The sequence below is a fragment of the Thermosulfurimonas sp. F29 genome (assembly GCF_019688735.1).
In the GTDB taxonomy this organism is placed as follows: domain Bacteria; phylum Desulfobacterota; class Thermodesulfobacteria; order Thermodesulfobacteriales; family Thermodesulfobacteriaceae; genus Thermosulfurimonas_A.
In genome coordinates, this window is the sequence record NZ_JAIFYA010000001.1 from 127,164 (window position 1) to 145,348 (window position 18,185).

16 protein-coding genes are annotated in these 18,185 nt (G+C 62.5%); 6 read left to right on the forward strand and 10 right to left on the reverse strand.

What is annotated here, in order from left to right; translation table 11 throughout:
• Positions 1-14: 14 nt before the first annotated feature.
• From K3767_RS00635 to K3767_RS00645, 3 genes are read left to right on the forward strand one after another with little or no spacing between them, the layout of a single operon-like run.
• Positions 15-362 (forward strand): gamma-glutamylcyclotransferase, encoded by a 348-nt coding sequence (locus tag K3767_RS00635; RefSeq protein WP_221171631.1) that lies wholly within the window; start codon positions 15-17, stop codon positions 360-362.
• A complete protein-coding gene (locus K3767_RS00640) occupies positions 350-1,363 on the forward strand; it encodes a hypothetical protein (protein WP_221171632.1) in 1,014 nt (337 codons plus the stop codon). The genes K3767_RS00635 and K3767_RS00640 overlap by 13 nt, the downstream gene beginning before the upstream one ends.
• Positions 1,360-2,169, forward strand: coding sequence for a DUF72 domain-containing protein (locus K3767_RS00645; protein WP_221171633.1), 810 nt, complete (start codon positions 1,360-1,362; stop codon positions 2,167-2,169). Before K3767_RS00640 ends, K3767_RS00645 begins: the two co-directional genes overlap by 4 nt.
• Here K3767_RS00645 and K3767_RS00650 read toward each other — a convergent pair.
• From K3767_RS00650 to K3767_RS00670, 5 genes are all read right to left on the reverse strand, one after another.
• Positions 2,145-2,798 (reverse strand): hypothetical protein, encoded by a 654-nt coding sequence (locus K3767_RS00650; RefSeq protein WP_221171634.1) that lies wholly within the window; start codon positions 2,796-2,798, stop codon positions 2,145-2,147. The genes K3767_RS00645 and K3767_RS00650 overlap by 25 nt on opposite strands.
• Positions 2,771-4,363 (reverse strand): lipopolysaccharide assembly protein LapB, encoded by a 1,593-nt coding sequence (locus K3767_RS00655; RefSeq protein WP_221171635.1) that lies wholly within the window; start codon positions 4,361-4,363, stop codon positions 2,771-2,773. Before K3767_RS00655 ends, K3767_RS00650 begins: the two co-directional genes overlap by 28 nt.
• The gene (locus K3767_RS00660) at positions 4,320-5,252 is read right to left on the reverse strand and encodes an RNA polymerase factor sigma-32 (protein ID WP_255592105.1); all 933 of its coding nucleotides are present in this window, start codon (positions 5,250-5,252) and stop codon (positions 4,320-4,322) included. The genes K3767_RS00655 and K3767_RS00660 overlap by 44 nt, the downstream gene beginning before the upstream one ends.
• A gap of 75 nt (positions 5,253-5,327) precedes the next feature.
• Positions 5,328-7,214 (reverse strand): tRNA uridine-5-carboxymethylaminomethyl(34) synthesis enzyme MnmG, encoded by a 1,887-nt coding sequence (gene mnmG / locus K3767_RS00665; protein WP_221171637.1) that lies wholly within the window; start codon positions 7,212-7,214, stop codon positions 5,328-5,330.
• Positions 7,215-7,217: 3 nt separating this feature from the next.
• A complete protein-coding gene (locus K3767_RS00670; RefSeq protein WP_221171638.1) occupies positions 7,218-7,790 on the reverse strand; it encodes a BON domain-containing protein in 573 nt (190 codons plus the stop codon).
• A gap of 54 nt (positions 7,791-7,844) precedes the next feature.
• On the opposite strand from K3767_RS00670, the gene K3767_RS00675 reads away from it, so the two are divergent.
• Positions 7,845-8,210: a hypothetical protein gene (locus tag K3767_RS00675; RefSeq protein ID WP_221171639.1), complete on the forward strand. Its 366-nt coding sequence runs from the start codon at positions 7,845-7,847 to the stop codon at positions 8,208-8,210.
• On the opposite strand, the gene K3767_RS00680 is transcribed toward K3767_RS00675, so the two are convergent.
• From K3767_RS00680 to K3767_RS00690, 3 genes are read right to left on the reverse strand one after another with little or no spacing between them, the layout of a single operon-like run.
• Complete coding sequence (locus K3767_RS00680; protein ID WP_221171640.1) at positions 8,207-11,050, reverse strand: PD-(D/E)XK nuclease family protein; 2,844 nt, start codon at positions 11,048-11,050, stop codon at positions 8,207-8,209. The two genes, K3767_RS00675 and K3767_RS00680, sit on opposite strands and share 4 nt — an antisense overlap.
• Complete coding sequence (locus K3767_RS00685; RefSeq protein ID WP_221171641.1) at positions 11,037-11,582, reverse strand: PD-(D/E)XK nuclease family protein; 546 nt, start codon at positions 11,580-11,582, stop codon at positions 11,037-11,039. The genes K3767_RS00680 and K3767_RS00685 overlap by 14 nt, the downstream gene beginning before the upstream one ends.
• Before the next feature lie 43 nt (positions 11,583-11,625).
• Positions 11,626-14,133, reverse strand: a complete 2,508-nt coding sequence (locus K3767_RS00690; protein WP_221171642.1) for an exodeoxyribonuclease V subunit beta — start codon at positions 14,131-14,133, stop codon at positions 11,626-11,628.
• A 78-nt stretch (positions 14,134-14,211) separates the two neighbouring features.
• Here K3767_RS00690 and K3767_RS00695 point away from each other — a divergent pair, with 78 nt between their 5' ends.
• The gene (locus K3767_RS00695; protein WP_221171643.1) at positions 14,212-14,625 is read left to right on the forward strand and encodes a hypothetical protein; all 414 of its coding nucleotides are present in this window, start codon (positions 14,212-14,214) and stop codon (positions 14,623-14,625) included.
• Here K3767_RS00695 and K3767_RS00700 read toward each other — a convergent pair.
• The gene (locus K3767_RS00700) at positions 14,622-15,884 is read right to left on the reverse strand and encodes a cation:proton antiporter (RefSeq protein ID WP_221171644.1); all 1,263 of its coding nucleotides are present in this window, start codon (positions 15,882-15,884) and stop codon (positions 14,622-14,624) included. The two genes, K3767_RS00695 and K3767_RS00700, sit on opposite strands and share 4 nt — an antisense overlap.
• Before the next feature lie 67 nt (positions 15,885-15,951).
• Here K3767_RS00700 and K3767_RS00705 point away from each other — a divergent pair, with 67 nt between their 5' ends.
• On the forward strand, positions 15,952-16,752 hold the full coding sequence (locus K3767_RS00705; RefSeq protein ID WP_221171645.1) for a hypothetical protein: 801 nt from the start codon (positions 15,952-15,954) through the stop codon (positions 16,750-16,752).
• Between the two features lie 9 nt (positions 16,753-16,761).
• On the opposite strand, the gene K3767_RS00710 is transcribed toward K3767_RS00705, so the two are convergent.
• On the reverse strand, positions 16,762-18,183 hold the full coding sequence (locus K3767_RS00710) for a cobyric acid synthase (protein WP_221171646.1): 1,422 nt from the start codon (positions 18,181-18,183) through the stop codon (positions 16,762-16,764).
• Between the last annotated feature and the right edge of the window lie 2 nt (positions 18,184-18,185).

The following is an 18,185-nucleotide window of genomic DNA, read 5'->3' on the forward strand; positions in this document are numbered from 1 at the left end:
GGGGCCGCCGGTCAATGGAGCGGCTTTTCGTATACGGAACGCTCAGACGGGGACAACCCCTGCATTACCTGCTGGAAGGAGCCCGCTTCTTGGGAGAGGGGACCGTTCGAGGCTTCACCCTCTACGATCTGGGGGAGTATCCCGCGGTGCGGCCGGGTGCGGAGGAATCCCGCGTCCGGGGTGAGGTATACGAGATCGATCCCGGACTTTTCGAGGTCCTCGACGAGGTGGAAGACGAATACGAGCGCCGCACCGTGCCGGTGGAGCTTTCCGACGGACGGGTGCTTGAGGCCTGGATGTACATCTACCGGAAACCGCTCCCCGAAAATCGACGTCTCAAGAGGGAGGAATGGGCAGGCTAACCGTAGGCCTTACTCCCCATCGGCTGGAATTCCTGCCCGCGAGCCTCCGGTTCATGAAAGACCACCACCTCATTATCCTGGAGGAACCCCCGCACCCTCACTTTGAGGAGATGCTTTCGGGGCAAAGGGACATAGAGGATTTCGTCCTGGAGAGCGAGGCCGGATTCCCGGAATATGCCCGCGAACTCTACCGGGCCCTGCGCAAACTTCACGCCGGAGGGAAAAGGATCCTCCAGGTGGAGCCCTATCTGGAGCGCTGGGTGAGGATTCAGGAGGCCCTGGCCGCAGGGGCAAGGCCCGAGGAATTGAGGAAAGACCCCGAACTCTCGCGGGTCTACGAGATCGAACACGAAACCTTCGGACGGCTCCTGGACTTTTACGGTGCCATGAAGGCTCCCTTTGAGGAACTGGTAACGAGGATAAAGGCCTTCGCCCGGGCCGATGCCCGTCGCCTGGCCTTCCGGGACGAACTCCGGGCTGAGGCCATCCTGAGGTTGCTGCGCGCACTCCCCCCTGAAACCGATGTCTATGTGGAGGCCGGCTACATCCACCTCAAACTGGTCCACCTCCTGGCCCGGGGTAGGCCGCCGGGGGTGAAGATCAGGGTGCGAAACCTGGTCCTTTGTGCGGCAGGATCCCCGGGCCTGAACGGCCTGTGGCCCTCCCCGGGAGACGGACTCACGGCCTACTACCTTTTCGGCGGAAGACATCGCCGGGTTCCGGAGGACCTGCTGGCTGCAAGGAGTCTGATTTACATTCGTCTCATCGAAAAGGAGGAACTGAGGCCTTCCCCAGCCGATCCCTTCCCCCATCTGAGAAACGAACTTTTCTGGCGGGCTTTCGTGAGGGCCCTTTCCTATAGCGCCTGCCGGGAGCTCGACGCCCGCATCCGTCTGCTTTCCACCCGGAAGGCCCGGCAGGTGGCCTGCAGCCTTTATCCCGAGCTCTGCCGGAAGGCCGCCCGTACGGTTCCCGCATGGCTCCGGGGGAATAGACCGTGAGGATCTACCTGGGCACCTGCGGCAACCGGGTGGGGCTGGAGAAATACCTGGAGCTTTTCAACGCTCTGGAGATAAACGCCACCTTCTACCGGTTCCCCCCGGAAAAAACCCTGCGCCGGTGGGAACGGGTCTTTCGTTCCCGTGAGGGCTTTGGCCTTTCCCTCAAGGTCTTTCAGGGCCTCACCCATCCGGTTTCCTCTCCCACCTGGCGGCGGGCCGGCCTGGCCCCGGAGGAAAGGGAACGGCTGCGGAACCTCGCGGGCTGTCTCCGTCTGAACCCCGCCACCGAGGAATTCCTGGAAAGGACCATCGCCCTAACCGGAAGACTCTCGGCCCGTTTCCTTCTCTTCCAGCTTCCCCGGGTTTGTGCCGGCGAGGCCGAGGGCTTCTTTGCCTTTTTCGTCCGTCTCAGGGAGCTCCTGCCTCCGGGAACTCGCGCCGGTCTCGAGATTCGCTGGGAGGACCCCGGACTTCTGGAGGATCTCTTCCACCGGTTCGGGGTGATCCCCGTCTTCGATCCCCTGCTCTTTCCGGGGCTCCTCGAACGCTTCCGGAACCTTCCCTTTCTCTACTTTCGTCTTCACGGTGAAAGAAAGGGCGGGCGCCTCGATTACCGGAAAAATTACACGAACGAGGAATTGAAAAGGCTTGCGGATCTGGTTTTCGGCCTCGAGGCGGAGGAGGTCTGGATCCTTTTCAACAACATCCCTATGCATGAAAACGCCCTGCGTTTCCGGGAAAAATTCGTGATAACCCGGGCCACATACGCCAAAAGGTCTTCTCAATCCCCCTCGGCGGACAGATAGCGATTCAGATCCAGAATTCTTTCAGGAAGCCGTGGCGGCGGGGGAAATATTTCACATATCGGCTCCAGTCGTTGCAAAGAAAGATCAATCCTCATCCGAAAGGGTTTTAAGTAAAGGAGGACCCTACCCCGGGAAAGTGAACGGATCCGCAGGAACTCCCTTCCCCGAAAGGAAAGCCTTATGACCCCGGGGGAGCCGGTAACGGAGAGCCGGTAACCATTCCCCAGGTTCGCTTTCCCGCGGGGGTCAAGCGACGGCCCGTTCCGGGGAAGACACCCCAGGAGGAGGTAGGGCCATAGCCCGTCCAGGAGACGACTTTCGGGAGCCAGCCGAAGGCGAAGACCCTGCCCCTCCAAGAAAGAGACCATGGTTAGGACCCCTTGGTTGACCCAGAGGGAAAAGAGAACCCCTCCGAAGGGAGAAAATCCCTCCGCGTAGAGACGGTGCCCCCGGACCAGTACCACGGCCCTTCCCCGTTGCCGCCTTCCGGGGGCCGAAAATTCGTATCTCACCAGTGCCCGATAACAGGAAAAGGCGGCGCGGGGGACCTCCGGCCGCTGGGAGGGAATCCTTACGGCACAGCTCGAAATTATTATCAGAATCAGGAGGAGGGCGCCTTTCCGGGACACTCCGAGACCTTTTCTTCCAGGCGTTTGCGGTCGCGCCGGTGTTTGACCAGCTCGAGAGCCCTCCGATAGATAGCGCAGGCCTCCCCCTTTCGCCCCAGGGCCCGCAGGATGTCCCCCTTGTGTTCCAGGATGACTCCGTCGTCCGGGGCGAGTTTTACCGCCCTTTCGATCTCACGCAGGGCCTCCTCGAAACGGCCTTTCTTATAAAGGACCCAGGCCAGACTGTCCACTATGTAGCCGGCCTCGGGCTGAGCCTTAAGGGCCTTGCGCACCAGCTTTTCGGCCTCGTCCAGGTGCTCCCCGAGTTCCGCATAGGTGTATCCCACGAAGTTGAGGATCACCGGATCGTCCGGGAACCGTTCCAGTAAGGGTTCCACCACCTTCAGGGCCTCGCGTAATCTTCCCTGACAGGAAAGAAGAAGCCCCTTGGTGAGAAGAAGATCCCGGTTGTCGGAAAAATGTTTGAGCCCCTCGTCCACGAAACGAAGCCCCTCCTCGCAACGGTCCATGTCCTCGGCGGCGGTGGCGGCGAAAAAATAGACCTGAGGATCCGGGGATTCCTTCCGGATCAGCTCCGCAAGGTAGTTCAGGGCGGCCTCGTCCCCCCTGAGCTCCCTGGTAAGGGCAAACACCCTCCGGAGAGCATCGGTGTAAAAAGGACTATCCGAAGGCACCTCCCGGTACACGGAAAGAGCCTTTTCCTTACGGCCTTCCTTCTCCAGAACCAATCCCAGGAAAAAGCGCACCCCTTTCCTCCGGGGGGACCTTTCCAGGGTTTCCCGCAGGAGCTTTTCGGCCTCGCTCCACCTCTTCTGGGCGAGCAGGATCTGAAGAAGGGCCTGGCGGGCGTGAAAGTCCTCCGGATTGCGTTCAAGATAGGTGCGATAGAGATTTTCGGCCTCGGAGAGGGCCCCTATCCGCCGCAGAAACTCCCCGGCCTCCATTACCACCTCGAGACGGTAGTCGGAGAGCTTCACCGCCCTGAGGTAGCTCTTCTTGGCCTCAAGGGGACGATCGGCCCTGGCCAGCAACCGGGCCCTGAAAAGCCAGAGCGAGACCGAATCCGGGTGAACCTTGAGAAGCCGATCCAGCGAATTCACCGCCCCGGAGAGATCCTTCTCCCCCAGATAGGCGTTGAGCAGGAGCCCCAGGGCCCGCTCGTTTTCGGGATCCTTTTCCAGGACCTCCTCCAGGGTGACCACCGCCCGGGCGAACCGCTTCTCCGAGAGGTAGACCCGGGCCAGAAGCAACTTCAGCTCCGGGTCCCCCGGGGCCAGCTCCAGGGCCTTGCGCACCACCGTCTCGGCCCTTTCGTACTTTCCCAGCCGTCCGTATATCTCGGCCAGAAGCTTGCGGGGATAAACGGCTCGGGGATCCTGGCGCAGAACGCGATAGAGCTCCTTGCGCGCCTCGGTCAACCGGCCCTCCTGATAGGCCCGCACCGCCACCAGAAAGTGGTAGTAAGCCTCGGCCCGGCGTCCGGCCCGGGCCGAAGACCCCAGCACCGCCAGAATCAGGAGACTAGGCAGTAGCCCCTTCCAGAGCCAGCGGATAGTTGTGCGCATCGGGCAGTCTCTCCTCCAGGTATTTGCGAAGCTTCCTGAGAAGCCTTTCCTCGATCTGCCGTACCCTCTCCCTGGAAATGCCGAAGCGTTTCCCGATCTCCTGAAGGGTCAGGGGCTCCTCGGCCAGCAACCGTTCGTAAAAGATGACCTTCTCCTTGTCCTTGAGGGTCTTTCCGAATTCGTGCAGGATCTGAGAAAATCGGGTGAGCACCTCGTCCCGGGCGATCCGATCCTCCACCGAAGGCCCCGGAGCCCGCAGAAAGTCCCGGTAGGTGTCCTCGGAGTCCTCCTTTATGGGGGCCTCCAGGCTCACATCCGAGCCCGAAAGCCGCTGTTCCATCTCGATGACATCCTTCTCCCTGACCTGCAGTCTTTCGGCCAGCATCCGGGCCGTGGGCTTGAAGCCCAGGGCCTCCAGGCGCTCCTTCTCCTTCTTAAGGTTGTAAAAGAGCTTGCGCTGGGCCTGGGTGGTGCCGATCTTCACCAGGCGCCAGTTGTCCATGATGTACTTGAGGATGTAAGCCTTGATCCAGAAAGAGGCGTAATAGGAAAACTTGACCCCCCGGTAAGGATCGAACTTCCGCACCGCCTGAAGGAGCCCCAGGTTGCCCTCCTGGATAAGGTCCAGGAAGTTGCGATTCCAGAACTGCTGGAACTCAAGAGCGATCTTCACCACCAGGCGAAGGTTGGAGGTTACCAGTTTGTAAGCCAGGCGGGGGTCCCTGGTCTCGTAGTACTCCTTGGCGATGCGTTCCTCCTCCTCCCGGGAAAGGAGCGGGAACTTGCTGATTTCCGCAAGATACCTCTGGAGGGGATCTACCGCCGAGGGCAACCCCCTCTCCTCCGGGGCGGGAACCGGAAGGGTCTCCCCGGAGGCCGCCGGTTTCAAATCCTCTCCTTCGCCGAAGGGGGGATCCTTGGGGGGATTCTTTTTTCTTGCGGCCATAGGGCTATTATACCCGAACTAGCCCCGGCTTCTATAACCGTGTTTGCGAAGGTAGACCTGGATGGCGGCGATGGCCGCCGGAGTAACCCCCGAGATACGCAGGGCCTGTCCGAAGGAACGGGGACGCACCCGGGAAAGCTTTTCCCGCACCTCCGTGGAAAGCCCCGGGATCTTCCAGTAGTCCAGATCCTCGGGAAGGGTCATGTTTTCCCAGCGGCGGAAGCGTTCCACCTCGGCCCTCTGGCGTTCGATGTAACCGGCGTACTTGGTCTCTATCTCGAGCTCCTCCAGCACCTCGTCCGGGAACTGGGAAAGTTCCGGGAAGGCCGGACGGACCTTCTCAAGCGGTACATCCGGGCGTCGGAGGAGGTCGTACAGCCGGACCGTCTCCCTGAGGGGGCTCGCCCCCAGGCTCTCGAGCAGTCCGTTCACCTCCTCGGGCCGGACCTTTCTTTCCCGGAGAAAACGCATTCCCTCCTCAAGCAGCGCCTTTTTCCGTTCGAAACGGGCCCAGTCCTCCTCGGAGACGAGCCCCAGACGCCGGGCCAGCGGCATTAGCCGGAGATCCGCGTTGTCTTCCCGGAGAAGCAGCCGATATTCCGCCCGCGAGGTGAACATGCGGTAGGGTTCCCGGGTCCCCTTGGTTACCAAGTCGTCTATGAGGACCCCGATGTAGGCCTGGGAGCGATCCAGAATGAAGGGTTCCTCCTCCCGCACACGGAGAGCGGCGTTGATCCCGGCCACGATCCCTTGAGCCGCGGCCTCCTCGTACCCCGAGGTTCCGTTTATCTGACCGGCCAGAAAAAGCCCCTCCACGAGTTTGGTCTCCAGGGTGTGCTTGAGCTGGATAGGATTCACATAGTCGTACTCTATGGCGTAGCCCGGCCGCAGAATCTCCGCCCGCTCGAGCCCCGGAATGCTCCTTACCATGCGCCACTGCACATCCACCGGAAGGCTGGTGCTGATCCCGTTGGGGTAAACCTCCACGGTGTCCAGCCCCTCGGGCTCCAGGAAGATCTGGTGCCGCTCCCGATCCGGGAACCGAAAGACCTTGTCCTCAATGGAGGGGCAGTACCGGGCCCCCACCCCTTTTATGATCCCGGTAAAGAGGGGAGACCGATCCACCGCCCCCCGGATGATCTCGTGGGTCTCCGGGGTGGTGTAGGTGATGAAGCAGGGCACCTGAGGGAGAGGGGGGCGTTTCCCCCGGTTGCGAAAGGAAAAGAGCGGCGGGGGATCGTCGCCCCACTGCACCTCGAGCCGGGAGTAGTCGATGGTGCGGCCGTCGAGCCGCGGACAGGTTCCGGTCTTGAGGCGTCCCATCTCAAAACCCAGTTCCCGCAGACACTCCGAGAGACGGTTTGAGGGAGGATCCCCCATGCGTCCGGCGGCAAAGTTGGTAAGGCCGATGTGAATGAGCCCGCGCAGGAAGGTCCCGGTGGTCACCACCACGGTCTTTCCGTGATAGACCTCTCCCACCCGGGTCTCCACCCCGTAGACGCGCCGGTCGCGAACCAGTATCCTGGAGACCAGGGCTTGTTTTACGGTGATCCGGGGAGCACGGGTGAGCACGCGATACATGCGGGCCTGATAACGCATGCGGTCGGCCTGGGCCCGGGTGGCCCGCACCGCCGGTCCCTTCCGGGTATTGAGCTTCCGGAACTGGATACCGCATTCGTCTATGGCCCGGGCCATCTCCCCTCCCAGGGCGTCTATCTCCTTTACCAGGTGCCCCTTGGCCAGGCCTCCTATGGCCGGATTACAGCTCATGGCCCCGATACGCTCCAGGTTCACGGTCAGGACCAGCACCCGGCAACCCAGGCGGGAGGCCGCAAGCGCCGCCTCTATCCCGGCATGGCCGGCCCCGATCACGATCACATCAAAGGTCTCCGGATACACACCCACGACTCACTCACCCTTCACGGTGAGGTTGTCCACCACCGCCTTTACCCCTTTGGTGGCACGCACGATCTCCAGCACCCGACGGCGCTGTTCCTCGTTTTTCACCACTCCCGTGAGGGTCACCACCCCGTTCACCGTGTCCACATCGATGGAAAGGGAACGGATACCCGGCTCGGCGATGAGCTTGGTCTTGATCCGGGCGGTTAGAAGCTTGTCGTCCAGGCTGCGCCCGAAACTGCGGTGCCCCACCCGGAGGTTGTTGCGCACCGCCCGAACCCCGGGCACCCCCCGGGCCACCTCCTCGGCCCGCCGCTTCTCCGCCTCGGTCTCCACCATCCCCGTGAGGGTCACCACCCCGTTCACCGTGTCCACATCGATCTTGCGGGCCTTGGTCACCGGATCCTTCACCAGGGCCATTTTGACCCTGGCGGTGATGGTGGCGTCGTCCACCTGCGTGCCCACCGAACGGGCATCGGTGGCCACCTTGTAGCCCGCGGTGGCCCCTCCGGCCAGGATCGCCGCCCCGCAACCCGCAAGGAGCGGCATCATCAAAAACAACAACCAGATCCGGACCCTCATGTTTTCTTGCCTCCTTCCGAAAAGTTATTTAGGATAGAAGTCAGGAGGTCCGGCATGAAGATCTTCTGGGATCCACGATTGCCCCTTGATTTTACTCCCGGCAGGGACACTCGCAAAGTAGAGAAGGGGTTTGAGGCTCATCTCCGGGAGGCCCTGGAGGGGGCCGGAAAGAGCCCGGAGCCCCTCAGCCGGGCCCTTGATCTGGTGGAGGAGGTCCTGCCTCTCATAGAGAAATTCGCGGAGGATCCCGTCTCCCGCACCCGGGCCGAGACCCTGGCCGATCTGCTGGAGGAACGGGCCAGAGAGCTGGAGAGCCTCCTCCGGGAGATCCCGCAGGGTCCCCTTCATCGAACCATTTCGGAGGCCGCACTCTTCTTCGGCGTGGAGGCGGAAAAACTCCGCCGCGGCTTCTACACCTAGATGTTCTTCCGGCCCGGACAGGCGTAGAGGTAGTCGCAGAAACGACATCCCGGCGGCCTTTCCGGGATGAAAAAGACCGGGGCCTCGAGCATGTGCTCCACCAGGCGGGAGAGCAGGGCCGGGAAGACGCGTTCCCTGAGGTGCCGGATCTCTTCCTCCCGCAGCAGGGGATCCCGGCGCGAATTGAAGGGGGGACGATAAAAAAGGGGTTTGAAGAGCTCCCGGCTCCGGCCGCTTCCCAGCTGCACATAAACGGCCTCCGTGGCCTCGGGTCTCAGAAACAGGTAAAGAAGCAGCTGAAGATCCGGAAGCCTTTCCCGGAGAAGTTCCAGGCCCTCGGCCGTGGGTTCGATTTTGAGAGAGTCCGTTTCCCCGGAAAGGATCTCCCTGAGGCGCCTGAGACTCAGGGAACGGAGCCCGGTTCCGGTCTTGTAGTCCACAATAACGGTCCCGGATTCGAACCGATCCACCCGATCCAGTTTTCCCCGGAAACGCAGACCCAGATCCGGGTGTTCCCGGCGCAGGTCCTCTTCGAGGGCCAGGATCCGGAAGGGAGGAAGGCCCTCCAGGCCTTTCAGATAACGCTCGAGGCGGTATTCGGTGGTCTTCTGGACGAAAAAGCGCCGTTCCGGCCCCAGCTGGCGCGAAAGAGGATCCCTCTCGAAACTCTCCCGGAAAAGGGCCAGAAGACGCGCCTGATCGTTGTGTTCCCGGGGGACATACTCCCGTCCCAGGAAGGGACGGAAGTAGTCCTCAAGCACCCGGTGCACCAGGGTCCCCAAGGCGGTGGCGTCGTAATCCTGGATGCGTTCCGGGGCCCGAAGTCCCAGGAGGTATCGAAAGTAAAAACGGGCCGGGCAATCCAGGTAGGTTTCGAACAGGGTGGCGCTGACCTCTCCGGAAAGGAGGCGTTCGATCTCCCGGCGTTCGGCCTCCCCTTTGGGGATACCCGCCCCGGGGGCCGGAGCCCTGAGACGGGGACTCAGATGGCGCACCGGCCCCTCGCCGGCGGAAAAGATCCTCCGCCGGCGGCGCTCCTCCTCCCAGAGAAGGACCTCCACATAGCGACTCCGCACCCGGGGGAGAAGCCTCGGGGAGGAATCGGTCACCGAAAGGTAGAAGATGTCCACCTCCCGGGCCGCGGCCACCAGACGCATGAAATAATAGCGTTCCAGGGCTTCCTGCCTGGAACGACGGGGAAGCCCCAGAGCCGGACGCAGGCCCTCGGGAAGCACCGGATTGATCTCCTCCGGGGAGGGAAGGGCCCCCTCGTTGGCATCGAGAACGATCACCCGGCGAAAGGAAAGCAACCTGGTCTCAAGCAGCCCCATCACCTGGAGGCCCCGCAGGGGGTCCCCCTCGAAGGGGGCCTTGACCGCCCCGAGAATCTCGCGAAACATGCGAAAAAGGCCTTCGGGGGACATCCTCTCCCCGGAAAAGGCGGTGGCCTCGAACACGGGGAGGATTTCGCTCTCAAAGGCGTATAGGAAGTGACGGGCCAGCAACTCCCGATGCCCTTCGGGGTCCCGAAGCCTTTCCCGGAGCGGAAGAAGGAGGCTTTCCAGGATCCGGTAAAGGGTCCGGGCGAAATCCCTGGGGGTGGAAATCCCGGAGAAGGGTTCGAGAAACTCCCGGTGGAATTTACGCAGGGGTTCAGGGGCTCCGGAAAGTTCCTCTATCTCCGAAAGGGTAAGGTAGGGGCTTCCGTGGGCCCGCAGACGGCTCTCGAGCTCCTGCACTTCCTCCGCGAAAGATCCCAGGACGCCCCGGCAGTAGGGATGTTTGAGCAGGGCCAGGTAGGTGAGCACCGGATAGCGTTCCTCCACCCGATTCTCGAGAAGCTCGAACAGGGTGAGGAGAAAGGTGGCCGGGAGGGATCTCTTTACCGGGAACCCCAGGGTGATGTTGACCGGAACCCCCTCGGGTAGGGCGTAGAGCAGGGGCAGGAGGTGCCCGGCCACGGGGAGGAGCACGAGGACCTCGTCCGGGGCCTCCGGACGGGCGGGAAGTAGCCGGGCCGCCTCCCGGACCTCCTGATGCACATCCGCGGCGGCCCAGAACCGCACCCGACTCCGCGGACGGTGCCCCGAACCGAGCGGCTCCGGGGAGAGTTCGAGTTCCCTCAAAACCTCCTCCAGAAACTCCGGCACCTCCCCCTCCGGATCAAACTCGAAAAAGATCTCTCCCCCGGCGGAAAGTATCTCCCGGAAGATCTTTCTTTCGGCGGCGGTAAGGGCGGCAAACCCCGCAAGATACACCGGTCCCTCCGGAGAGAAGACCTCGGAAAGGCCTTCGGCCACGGTTCGAAGTCTTTCCGCAGGGGTGGTTACCCCGGCCCTTCTAAGGGCCTCCCGATAACTCCGGCTGATCTCGGCCAGATGCCCCAGAAAGGCCCGGGCCTCCGGGGGGATCCCCTCCGGAGGCTCCAGGAGATCCCGGGGGGTTACGCCCTCCCGGAGGAATTCCTCAAGGACCTCCGCAAACTTTAGGCCCCAGGGAATGAATCGATCAAAGGAATCCCCGATCTTTTCGAAACCGGGGCGCCCGGAGGCGATGTGGAAGAGCCACCAGGCCCGTTCCGCCGGAAGGATCACCGGCCGGGGATCCAGGCGCACGGCCAGCTCGTTCACCCAGTCGGAGAAGGCCTGGATCCGGGGAAGCCAGAGGGGGCCCCGGGCCTCCCGAACGAGGTAATAACGGAGATAGTGGACGGATCTGCGGGTGGGAAGGAGCACGGTAACCCGGGAGAGATCCCTTCCGTGCCGGGCAAGCAGTTCCCGGGCCAGGGTGGGCAGGAACCCGGCGGACGGTGGGACGACCCACGCCCTAAGTCCTTTCAAGCTCCACCTCCCGCACCTCGGGGGGATCGAGGTAGATCAAGTAGCCCCGGGGAGGCCTCCCCTCAAGGCGCCGGATGACCGCGAGATAGGTGCGGAGTTGTTTCTCGTGGGCGGCGACTCCATCCGGCCCCCCCGGCCTCAACTTGTATTCCAGCACCACCGGTCCCTCGGGGGTAAAAAGGATCCGATCCGGACGGTGCACCTCCGCGGAAAGGCCTTCCGGATCGGGAAAAACCAGGGTGTGCTCCCGGAGGTCGGTGGTTCCGGGGGCAAAGAAACGGGCTATCCCGGGGTGAGAGAGGGCCCGAACCAGGATCTCGAGGAGCCTCTTCCGGAGGATCTCGCGGCGGGGAAGGGGTTCCGGGTAAAGAGCGAGAGCCCGATCCACCGCCTTCTCCACCTCCTCCCTCCGCCCGGTAAAGCCTTCCAGAAAATAAAGGGCCAGGTGGGCCATTTCCCCCAGCTGGCGTTCCTCGTCCCTTTCCCCGAGAAGGGCAAGGGCCCTCTTCTGCTGATAGATGCGCAACCTCACCGGAAAAGCCTCCTGAGCTTCCTCCGGGACGCCTCGAGGGTGCTCATCCGGAAAGCTCCCTCGCTATCTCCCGGGCCGAGAGGTCCTGGAGGACCGAGGCCACGGTGTAGTAGCGGGTTTTCCGGGGCAGAAAGAGGTACAGGGCCTCCCGGGGACGGGTCAGGGCCACATAGAGCAGGTTCAGGGTCTCGAAGACCTCCCGGGCCTTTTCCCGGAGTCTGGCCCGGGCCACCTCCTCGGCGGAGTCCCTCCTGGCGCGGATGAGCCCCCAGTCGGTAAGGACCACCTCGTTTCGTCCCCGCGGCCCCCAGGTGAGGAAGGGGAGCACCACCGCGTCGAACTCCAGCCCCTTGGCCGCGTGAATGGTGAGGACCCGCACGGCCTGAAGTTCCCCGGGAAGTCCGATCTTTTCCTCACCACCGGTTTCCTCCCACCGGGCCAGAAAGTCGGAAAGCCCCAGGGCTTCCTCCTCGTAGGCCAGAACCGCCGAAAGAAACCGCATGAGGTAGAGTTCCTCCTCCGGGAACCTCTCCCGGACCCCGAATTCCCGGACCATCTCTTGAACCAGCTCGTAAAGGGTGGCGCCCTCCCGGTGAAATTCCGAAAGTCTTTGCAGGCGACGATGAAGTCCCGGGGCCTCCCGGGCCAGAAGTCCGGCCAGCCCCGGGGTGCGTTCACGGAAGTAGCGGGTCAGGATTTCCGGCCCCGAAGGGGAAAGCGGACTCATGAGGAAACCGGCGAGTGCCGTCTCGTCCCCCGGATAGTCCAGATACCGGAGGAGGGAAAGAAGCCCCTTGACCAGGGGAGAATTTTCCAGGCGCAGGGCCCGCTCGGTCACCGCCGGGATACCGATCCCGAAAAGGAAGGTGGCTATCTCCTCGGCCTCCCCGTTTTCGCGCACGAGAATGGCCACGCTTTTGCCGGCCTCCACATACTCGCGAAAGAGCACCGGAACCAGATCCTCCAGCGCCCGCCACACCGCCTCCCGAAAAGCCTCCCGATCCTCGTCCGGGGGAAGATCGAGAAACTCCACCCTGCCCTCGGGATTACCGGAGAGGCTTTCCTGCTCCGCCTCCCGGTAAACCTCCGCGAGTTTTCGGGAAAGCTCCCGGCTGACCGGGCAATCCTTCATCCTGCGGGCCTCGCTCTCACCGTGAAGAAACTTCCGAACCACCTCCTCCAGGTCCTCACGAAGCCGGGCGAACAGGCGATTGTTAAAGAGGACGATTTTTTCCGCGGAGCGCCGGTTTACCGGAAGGTTTTCCGTCCTGAGCTCCCAGGGAAGGCTTTTCGGGACCTCGAAGAACAGTTCCGGATCCCCTCCGCGCCACATGTAGATGGCCTGTTTCACATCGCCCACATAAAAGAGGGAACCGCCGGTGGCCAGCACCTCCTCCACCAGGGGTTTCAGGGCCTCCCACTGTCGGCGGTCGGTATCCTGGAATTCGTCCAGGAGGAAGTGTCTGAGTCTGGTTCCGAGTTTCAGGTAGATTACCGGCAGAAATTCCCGGGCCCTCTCGGCCAGAAGATCCGTCCAGCTTCCCGCCTGGAGCACCCCCTCCTCCTCCCTGAGGAGTTTCATCTCCCGCAGGATCTCCCGGAAGAGCCGTTCGTAGGGGGCCACCTCCGCCCGGGCCTTGGCCCGGAGGTAAAGGGCCAGCAACTCCTTAAGCCGCCGGTATTCCTCCTCGAGGACCCCGGGGAGGTTCCGGACCCTTCCTTTGATTATCCCCTTCACCGAGTCCTTTCGGAAAAGAGCCCGCCAGTAGTGTGCGGGGGGATCGCGGAGATACTCGTCCCAGCCCGGGTAGGCGGGCTCAAGGCGCATTTCCTCGAAGAGCCTGCGGGAAAGATCCCGGCCCCGCTCCCGCAACTCCTCCTCCACCAGGGCCAGCTCCGCGCGATCAGGGGGATCGGCAAGCGGGGACGAAAGGGGCTTTCTGCGCAGGAGCCGGTGGAGTTCCTCCATCCGCCGGCGGAAGTGTTTTTCCGGGTTGAAGCCCCCCCGCTCCTCGAGTTCGAGGAAGGTGTAAAGGGCCTCCTCGAAGAGGCGGCGCAGGGAATCGCTTTCCCGCAGACGCAGGAGCAACCGGTCAAAGGCCCGGTTGAGGAAAAACTCCTCCCGGATCTCGGCGGAAAGATCCGGTCGCAGTCCCAGTTCCCAGGCGAGCCCCCGGATGAGGGTGAAGATCAGGCTGTCTATGGTGCGCACCTGAAAGGAGGGATAGGCCGAAAAGATGACGGCCAGCCAGCCCCCGGCCTCTTCCGGGGTGAGTCCGGTTTCGGCCGAGAGTCGGCGTCCCTCGGGGGTGGCCAGGGCCATGTGTTTGAGGAAGGCAAGGATGCGTTCCCGCATTTCCGCGGCGGCCTGATTGGTGAAGGTGAGGGCCACCACGGAAGAAAGCCCCCCTTCCGAGGGAGGGGAGAGGCTTTTGAGGAGTCTCAGGTAATGCAGGGCCAGGCGATAGGTCTTACCGGCTCCGGCGGAGGCCGAGACCCGGAAGATTCCCCGCGGTTCCGGATAAAGGGGCAGTTCCTGCACCCGCATCATTCCTCCATTTTAACACCCGGCCGGACCGATTTCCCGGGGCCCTTTTCCGTCCTCCACGGGCCCGTTATGATGAAAACCATGGCGAAACAGGAATCCTTCCGGGTACCCCATCGATTCCCCGCCTGGGTTTCCTGGGGGGCCTTTTTTCTGGGCCTCACCGGGTCCATCTCCCTCCGTCTCATCCTGGTGGCCAAGGCCTACCGTCCGCAACTCATAGATGTGTTCTGGTATGTGGGAGTGTGCGGGAACCTCGTCTTCTTCCTCTTCAGGGCCTACATTACCTCCCGCCGGAGGAAGACCATCGAGGAACTCCACCTCCTCGAAAAACTGGGGAGCCGGAGGCCTCTCTCCTCCACCGACCTTGAGGCCCTGCGGTACATCGTGGCCAGCGTACAGGTCTCCAAGGAACGCTGGAACTACCTGATCATCTCCCTCTGTTCCCTGGTGGCCATTCTCTGGGACCTGTGGTTTCGTTTTCTCCGTCAGGGCTAGCCCCCTACGGCCTCCCTGCGGGCCTCCTCAAGCAACCGGCAGAATTCGGCCCGTTCCTCCCTCCGACAGGCCCGCTGAGCCGTCCATCTCAGGGAGATCGGGGCCAGGACCGTGGTCACGAAGGCCATTACCACCAGGGCGGAAAATTGCGCTTCGGTAAGGAGAGGGGTAGAAATCTTGCCCTGAGCCAGGAGCTCCCGGCTCAGGCTCATGGCCACCGCGGCCACCACCATCTCCACCGCCCCGCGTCCGTTCATCCCGGAACCCACCACCAGACATTCCCAGAATCCGAAGCCGAAAAGCCTGAGCCCCAGGCCGGCACCGACGAATTTACCCACAAGAGCCACCGCAGTAATGGCCACGGTCAGGAGGAGGAACCCGGGATCGAGGCTCCAGTGCAGATGAAAGGCCAGGGTTACAAAAAATACGGGAAGAAGGAAACCGTAACTCAATCCGTAAAAACGATCCTCGATGATCTCGTACACCTCGGGGCGCATAATCTCCCGTCGCACGAACTGGCCGGCCAGAAAGGCCCCGATGACATGATGTAGCCCGGCCTCTTCGGCCAGAAAGGCCATCACCAGAGCCACCACCAGGGCGAAGGTCACGGCCTTGCCTCCCTCATCGGTAATCCGCCGCGTGAAGCGGGGAAGCACGACCTCCCCCAGAAATATGGTGACCCCGAAAAAGGCCAGGACCTTCAGGACGATGAAGCCGATACCCGCCACATCCACGCGTCCGCTGCGGGCCAGTCCCAGGAGCACGGAAAGGGTGACGAGGGCCAGGAGATCGTCCACCAGGGCCGCCCCGATGATGATGTGCCCCAGTTCGGTACGGTTTATGCGGAGGCTCTTGAGCACCACGGTCTGCACCGCGATGGCCGTTATGGAGGTACCCATCCCCACGAAGAGACTCTGGTAGAGGGTGCCCCCGAAGAGATAAGCCGTAAGGGCCCCGAGGACGAACGGCAACACAAAACCTCCCAGGGCCACCGCCAGGGAGGGCCTGAGGTGCTCCAGGAGTTCCCGGGGGTCCATCTCGAGCCCGGCGTAAAACATGGCGAAGAAGATCCCCAACTCCGCCAGGAGTTCCAGCGACTCGGAAGGGGATACGAGCCCCAGGACCGGGGGACCGAGAATAAGACCGGCCACCAGTTCACCCAGCATCACCGGAAGCCCCAGACGCTGAGCCACATAGCCCAGCGCCCAGGCCCCGCAGAGGACGAGGAGAAGGTCCAGCAAGAAGGCAGTATTGAGCATAGACCCTTACTCTTTATAGCAAATCTCTCCGGCTTGACCAGCCTTACATATGGGCTATCTTTCAGGTGTGAGGGCTCTTCTCTATCCACAGACCCACCTGCGGGGGGATCTCGCTGAGGTCCTCCTCCAGGTGGTGGAGGCACTGATTCTCCTGCGTCCGGCGGAGTATCCCCCCCGGGGGGTGGCCCGGGAGCTCGCCGAGGAGGGCCGGGTACACTTCCTTTATCCTCCCCCCCTGGGAGAAAAACTTTCCGTCTTTCTGGATCTCGTATCCGGATACGAGGAATGGGGGCGCCTTATGCGCAGTCCCGAGAATGTAGCCCTTTTTAAAGCCGCTCCGGAGACCCTGGAGGAAAGCGTATCGGACATAAAACGGGCCCTTCTGGGAGATTCCTCCCGCAGGGAGGATCCCTTGCTCACCGCACGGGTGAGGCTGGCCCTGGCCGAACGCCTGGACCACTATCTGGAGGAACTGGATAAGGAACTGCACGAACTCGAAGAAAAGAGTCGCTTTCTTTCCCGCATGATCGTGGGCGACACCACAGGGGTGCGTTTTCCCGAATGGGTTACCGAGATCCGGGAACCCGGCTGGGAACTCCCCGCCCTGAGGGAAAGACTGGCCGCCTGGAAGACCCTTCTCCCCCTCCTGCCGGAGCTTCCCGACACCCTGGTCGTGGATCAGCCGCTCCTTCTCGAGGAATGGCGGGACCTTTCTCCGGAGGAGGTCACGGTTCGTCCCCTGGGAAAGAACCTTCGTCTCCGGGAAATATTCTATCCCCTTTCCCCCCGCGAGCTCCTGGCCCTCCCCCACTCCCCGCCTCCCCAATCCCGCGGAAAGACCCGCGTGCTATTCCTGGAAAGAATTTAAAGGAATAGTCTAAACCAGTTCGGCCAGGCGTTTAAACAATCCGGCAAAGGCCGGAAGTCCCAGGGCGCGGTCCAGAACCGCGCCCACTCTTTCCCTATAGGGACGGGAAGGTTTTTCCGGAAGTCCCGCCTTTCGGCGGACATAGTTCAGAAAGGCCTCCCGAAAACGGTCCTCGAAGAAGATCCCGTGGAGGTAGGTCCCCATGATCCGCTCCTTAAAGACGCTCACCACCTCGTTGCCCCCGAGATAGCTTCGACCGTAGCGAATCTCAAACCCGGAAAGGGCCTCCTTCCAGAAGGGGAAGGGAGGATGATCCGTGAGGGGACCGGAGCGCTTGGGGGAGCGAAAGATCGTCTCGTGGGGGAGAAGGCCGAGTCCCGGCAGTTCCCCCCCGAACTCAAGCCCCTCGGGATCAATCAGGCGCCGCCCCAGGATCTGGAATCCCCCGCAGAGTCCCAGGATCACTCCCCGTTCGGCGATCCGACCCAGGACCTCGTCCAGACCGTTTTCCCTGATCCAGGCCAGGCTCTGCCCCACATTGCGGGATCCGGGGAGGATGACCAGGTGAGCCTCGGCCACCACCCGGGGGTTGCGGGTGAAGAGCAGCTCCACCCCCTCTTCGTAACGAAGCGGATCCAGGTCCAGGAAATTGGCCAGATAGGGATAGGCCAGTACCGCCACCCGAAGGCCCTCGGTCCGGAAGGACTGGTCCGAGAGTCTGAGTGAGGCGCTGTCCTCCTCCAGAAAATGATCGGAAAGATAGGGCAGAAGTCCCAGCGCGGGGCGACCAGTGCGTTCCTCGAGGAGGCGGAGCCCCTCCTCAAAAAGGGCCGGGTCCCCCCGGAACTTGTTTACCACGAACCCCAGGGACTGGGCCTTGAGCTCCGGAACCAGCTCGTAAGTCCCCCAGATCTGGGCGAAGATTCCACCCCGGTCTATTTCCCCCACCAGCACATAGGGAATTCCGTAGGTGCGCAGGAGCTCGTAATTGGCGATATCCCCCTCAAGGAGGTTCAATTCCGCCAGCCCCCCGGCTCCCTCTATTATCACCAGATCGTTTTCGTGAAGGAGTTCCTCGAAGACGGCGAAGACCCTTTCCCGGTAGCGCCGGCGGAAGGCCCTGAACTCCCCGGCCGGAAGTATCCCTTCCGGTTTTCCCAGGAAAATGATCTCCGCCCGGCGTTCGGCCAGGGGCTTCAGGAGAAGGGGATTCATACGCACCGAGGGACGCCTTCCCGCGGCCAGGGCCTGATAAGCCTGCGCCCAGGCCATCTCCCCCTCTTCGGTGGCCAGCGCGTTCAGGCTCATGTTCTGCGCCTTAAAGGGCACCACCCTCAGGCCCCGTCGGGAAAAATAACGACAGGCCAGGGCCGCAAGGAGGCTTTTGCCCACCGAGGACATCGTTCCCACGAAGGCCAGGGCCCTTCCCATGT

What these genes read in the sequence shown, in the direction of transcription:
- K3767_RS00700 (WP_221171644.1), bottom strand. Translation starts at nt 15,884, where the DNA reads ATGCTCAATACTGCCTTCTTGCTGGACCTTCTCCTCGTCCTCTGCGGG.
- K3767_RS00690 (WP_221171642.1), bottom strand. Translation starts at nt 14,133, where the DNA reads ATGATGCGGGTGCAGGAACTGCCCCTTTATCCGGAACCGCGGGGAATC.
- K3767_RS00675 (WP_221171639.1), top strand. Translation starts at nt 7,845, where the DNA reads ATGAAGATCTTCTGGGATCCACGATTGCCCCTTGATTTTACTCCCGGC.
- K3767_RS00710 (WP_221171646.1), bottom strand. Translation starts at nt 18,183, where the DNA reads ATGGGAAGGGCCCTGGCCTTCGTGGGAACGATGTCCTCGGTGGGCAAA.
- K3767_RS00640 (WP_221171632.1), top strand. Translation starts at nt 350, where the DNA reads ATGGGCAGGCTAACCGTAGGCCTTACTCCCCATCGGCTGGAATTCCTG.
- K3767_RS00655 (WP_221171635.1), bottom strand. Translation starts at nt 4,363, where the DNA reads ATGCGCACAACTATCCGCTGGCTCTGGAAGGGGCTACTGCCTAGTCTC.
- K3767_RS00635 (WP_221171631.1), top strand. Translation starts at nt 15, where the DNA reads ATGGAGCGGCTTTTCGTATACGGAACGCTCAGACGGGGACAACCCCTG.
- K3767_RS00695 (WP_221171643.1), top strand. Translation starts at nt 14,212, where the DNA reads ATGGCGAAACAGGAATCCTTCCGGGTACCCCATCGATTCCCCGCCTGG.
- K3767_RS00670 (WP_221171638.1), bottom strand. Translation starts at nt 7,790, where the DNA reads ATGAGGGTCCGGATCTGGTTGTTGTTTTTGATGATGCCGCTCCTTGCG.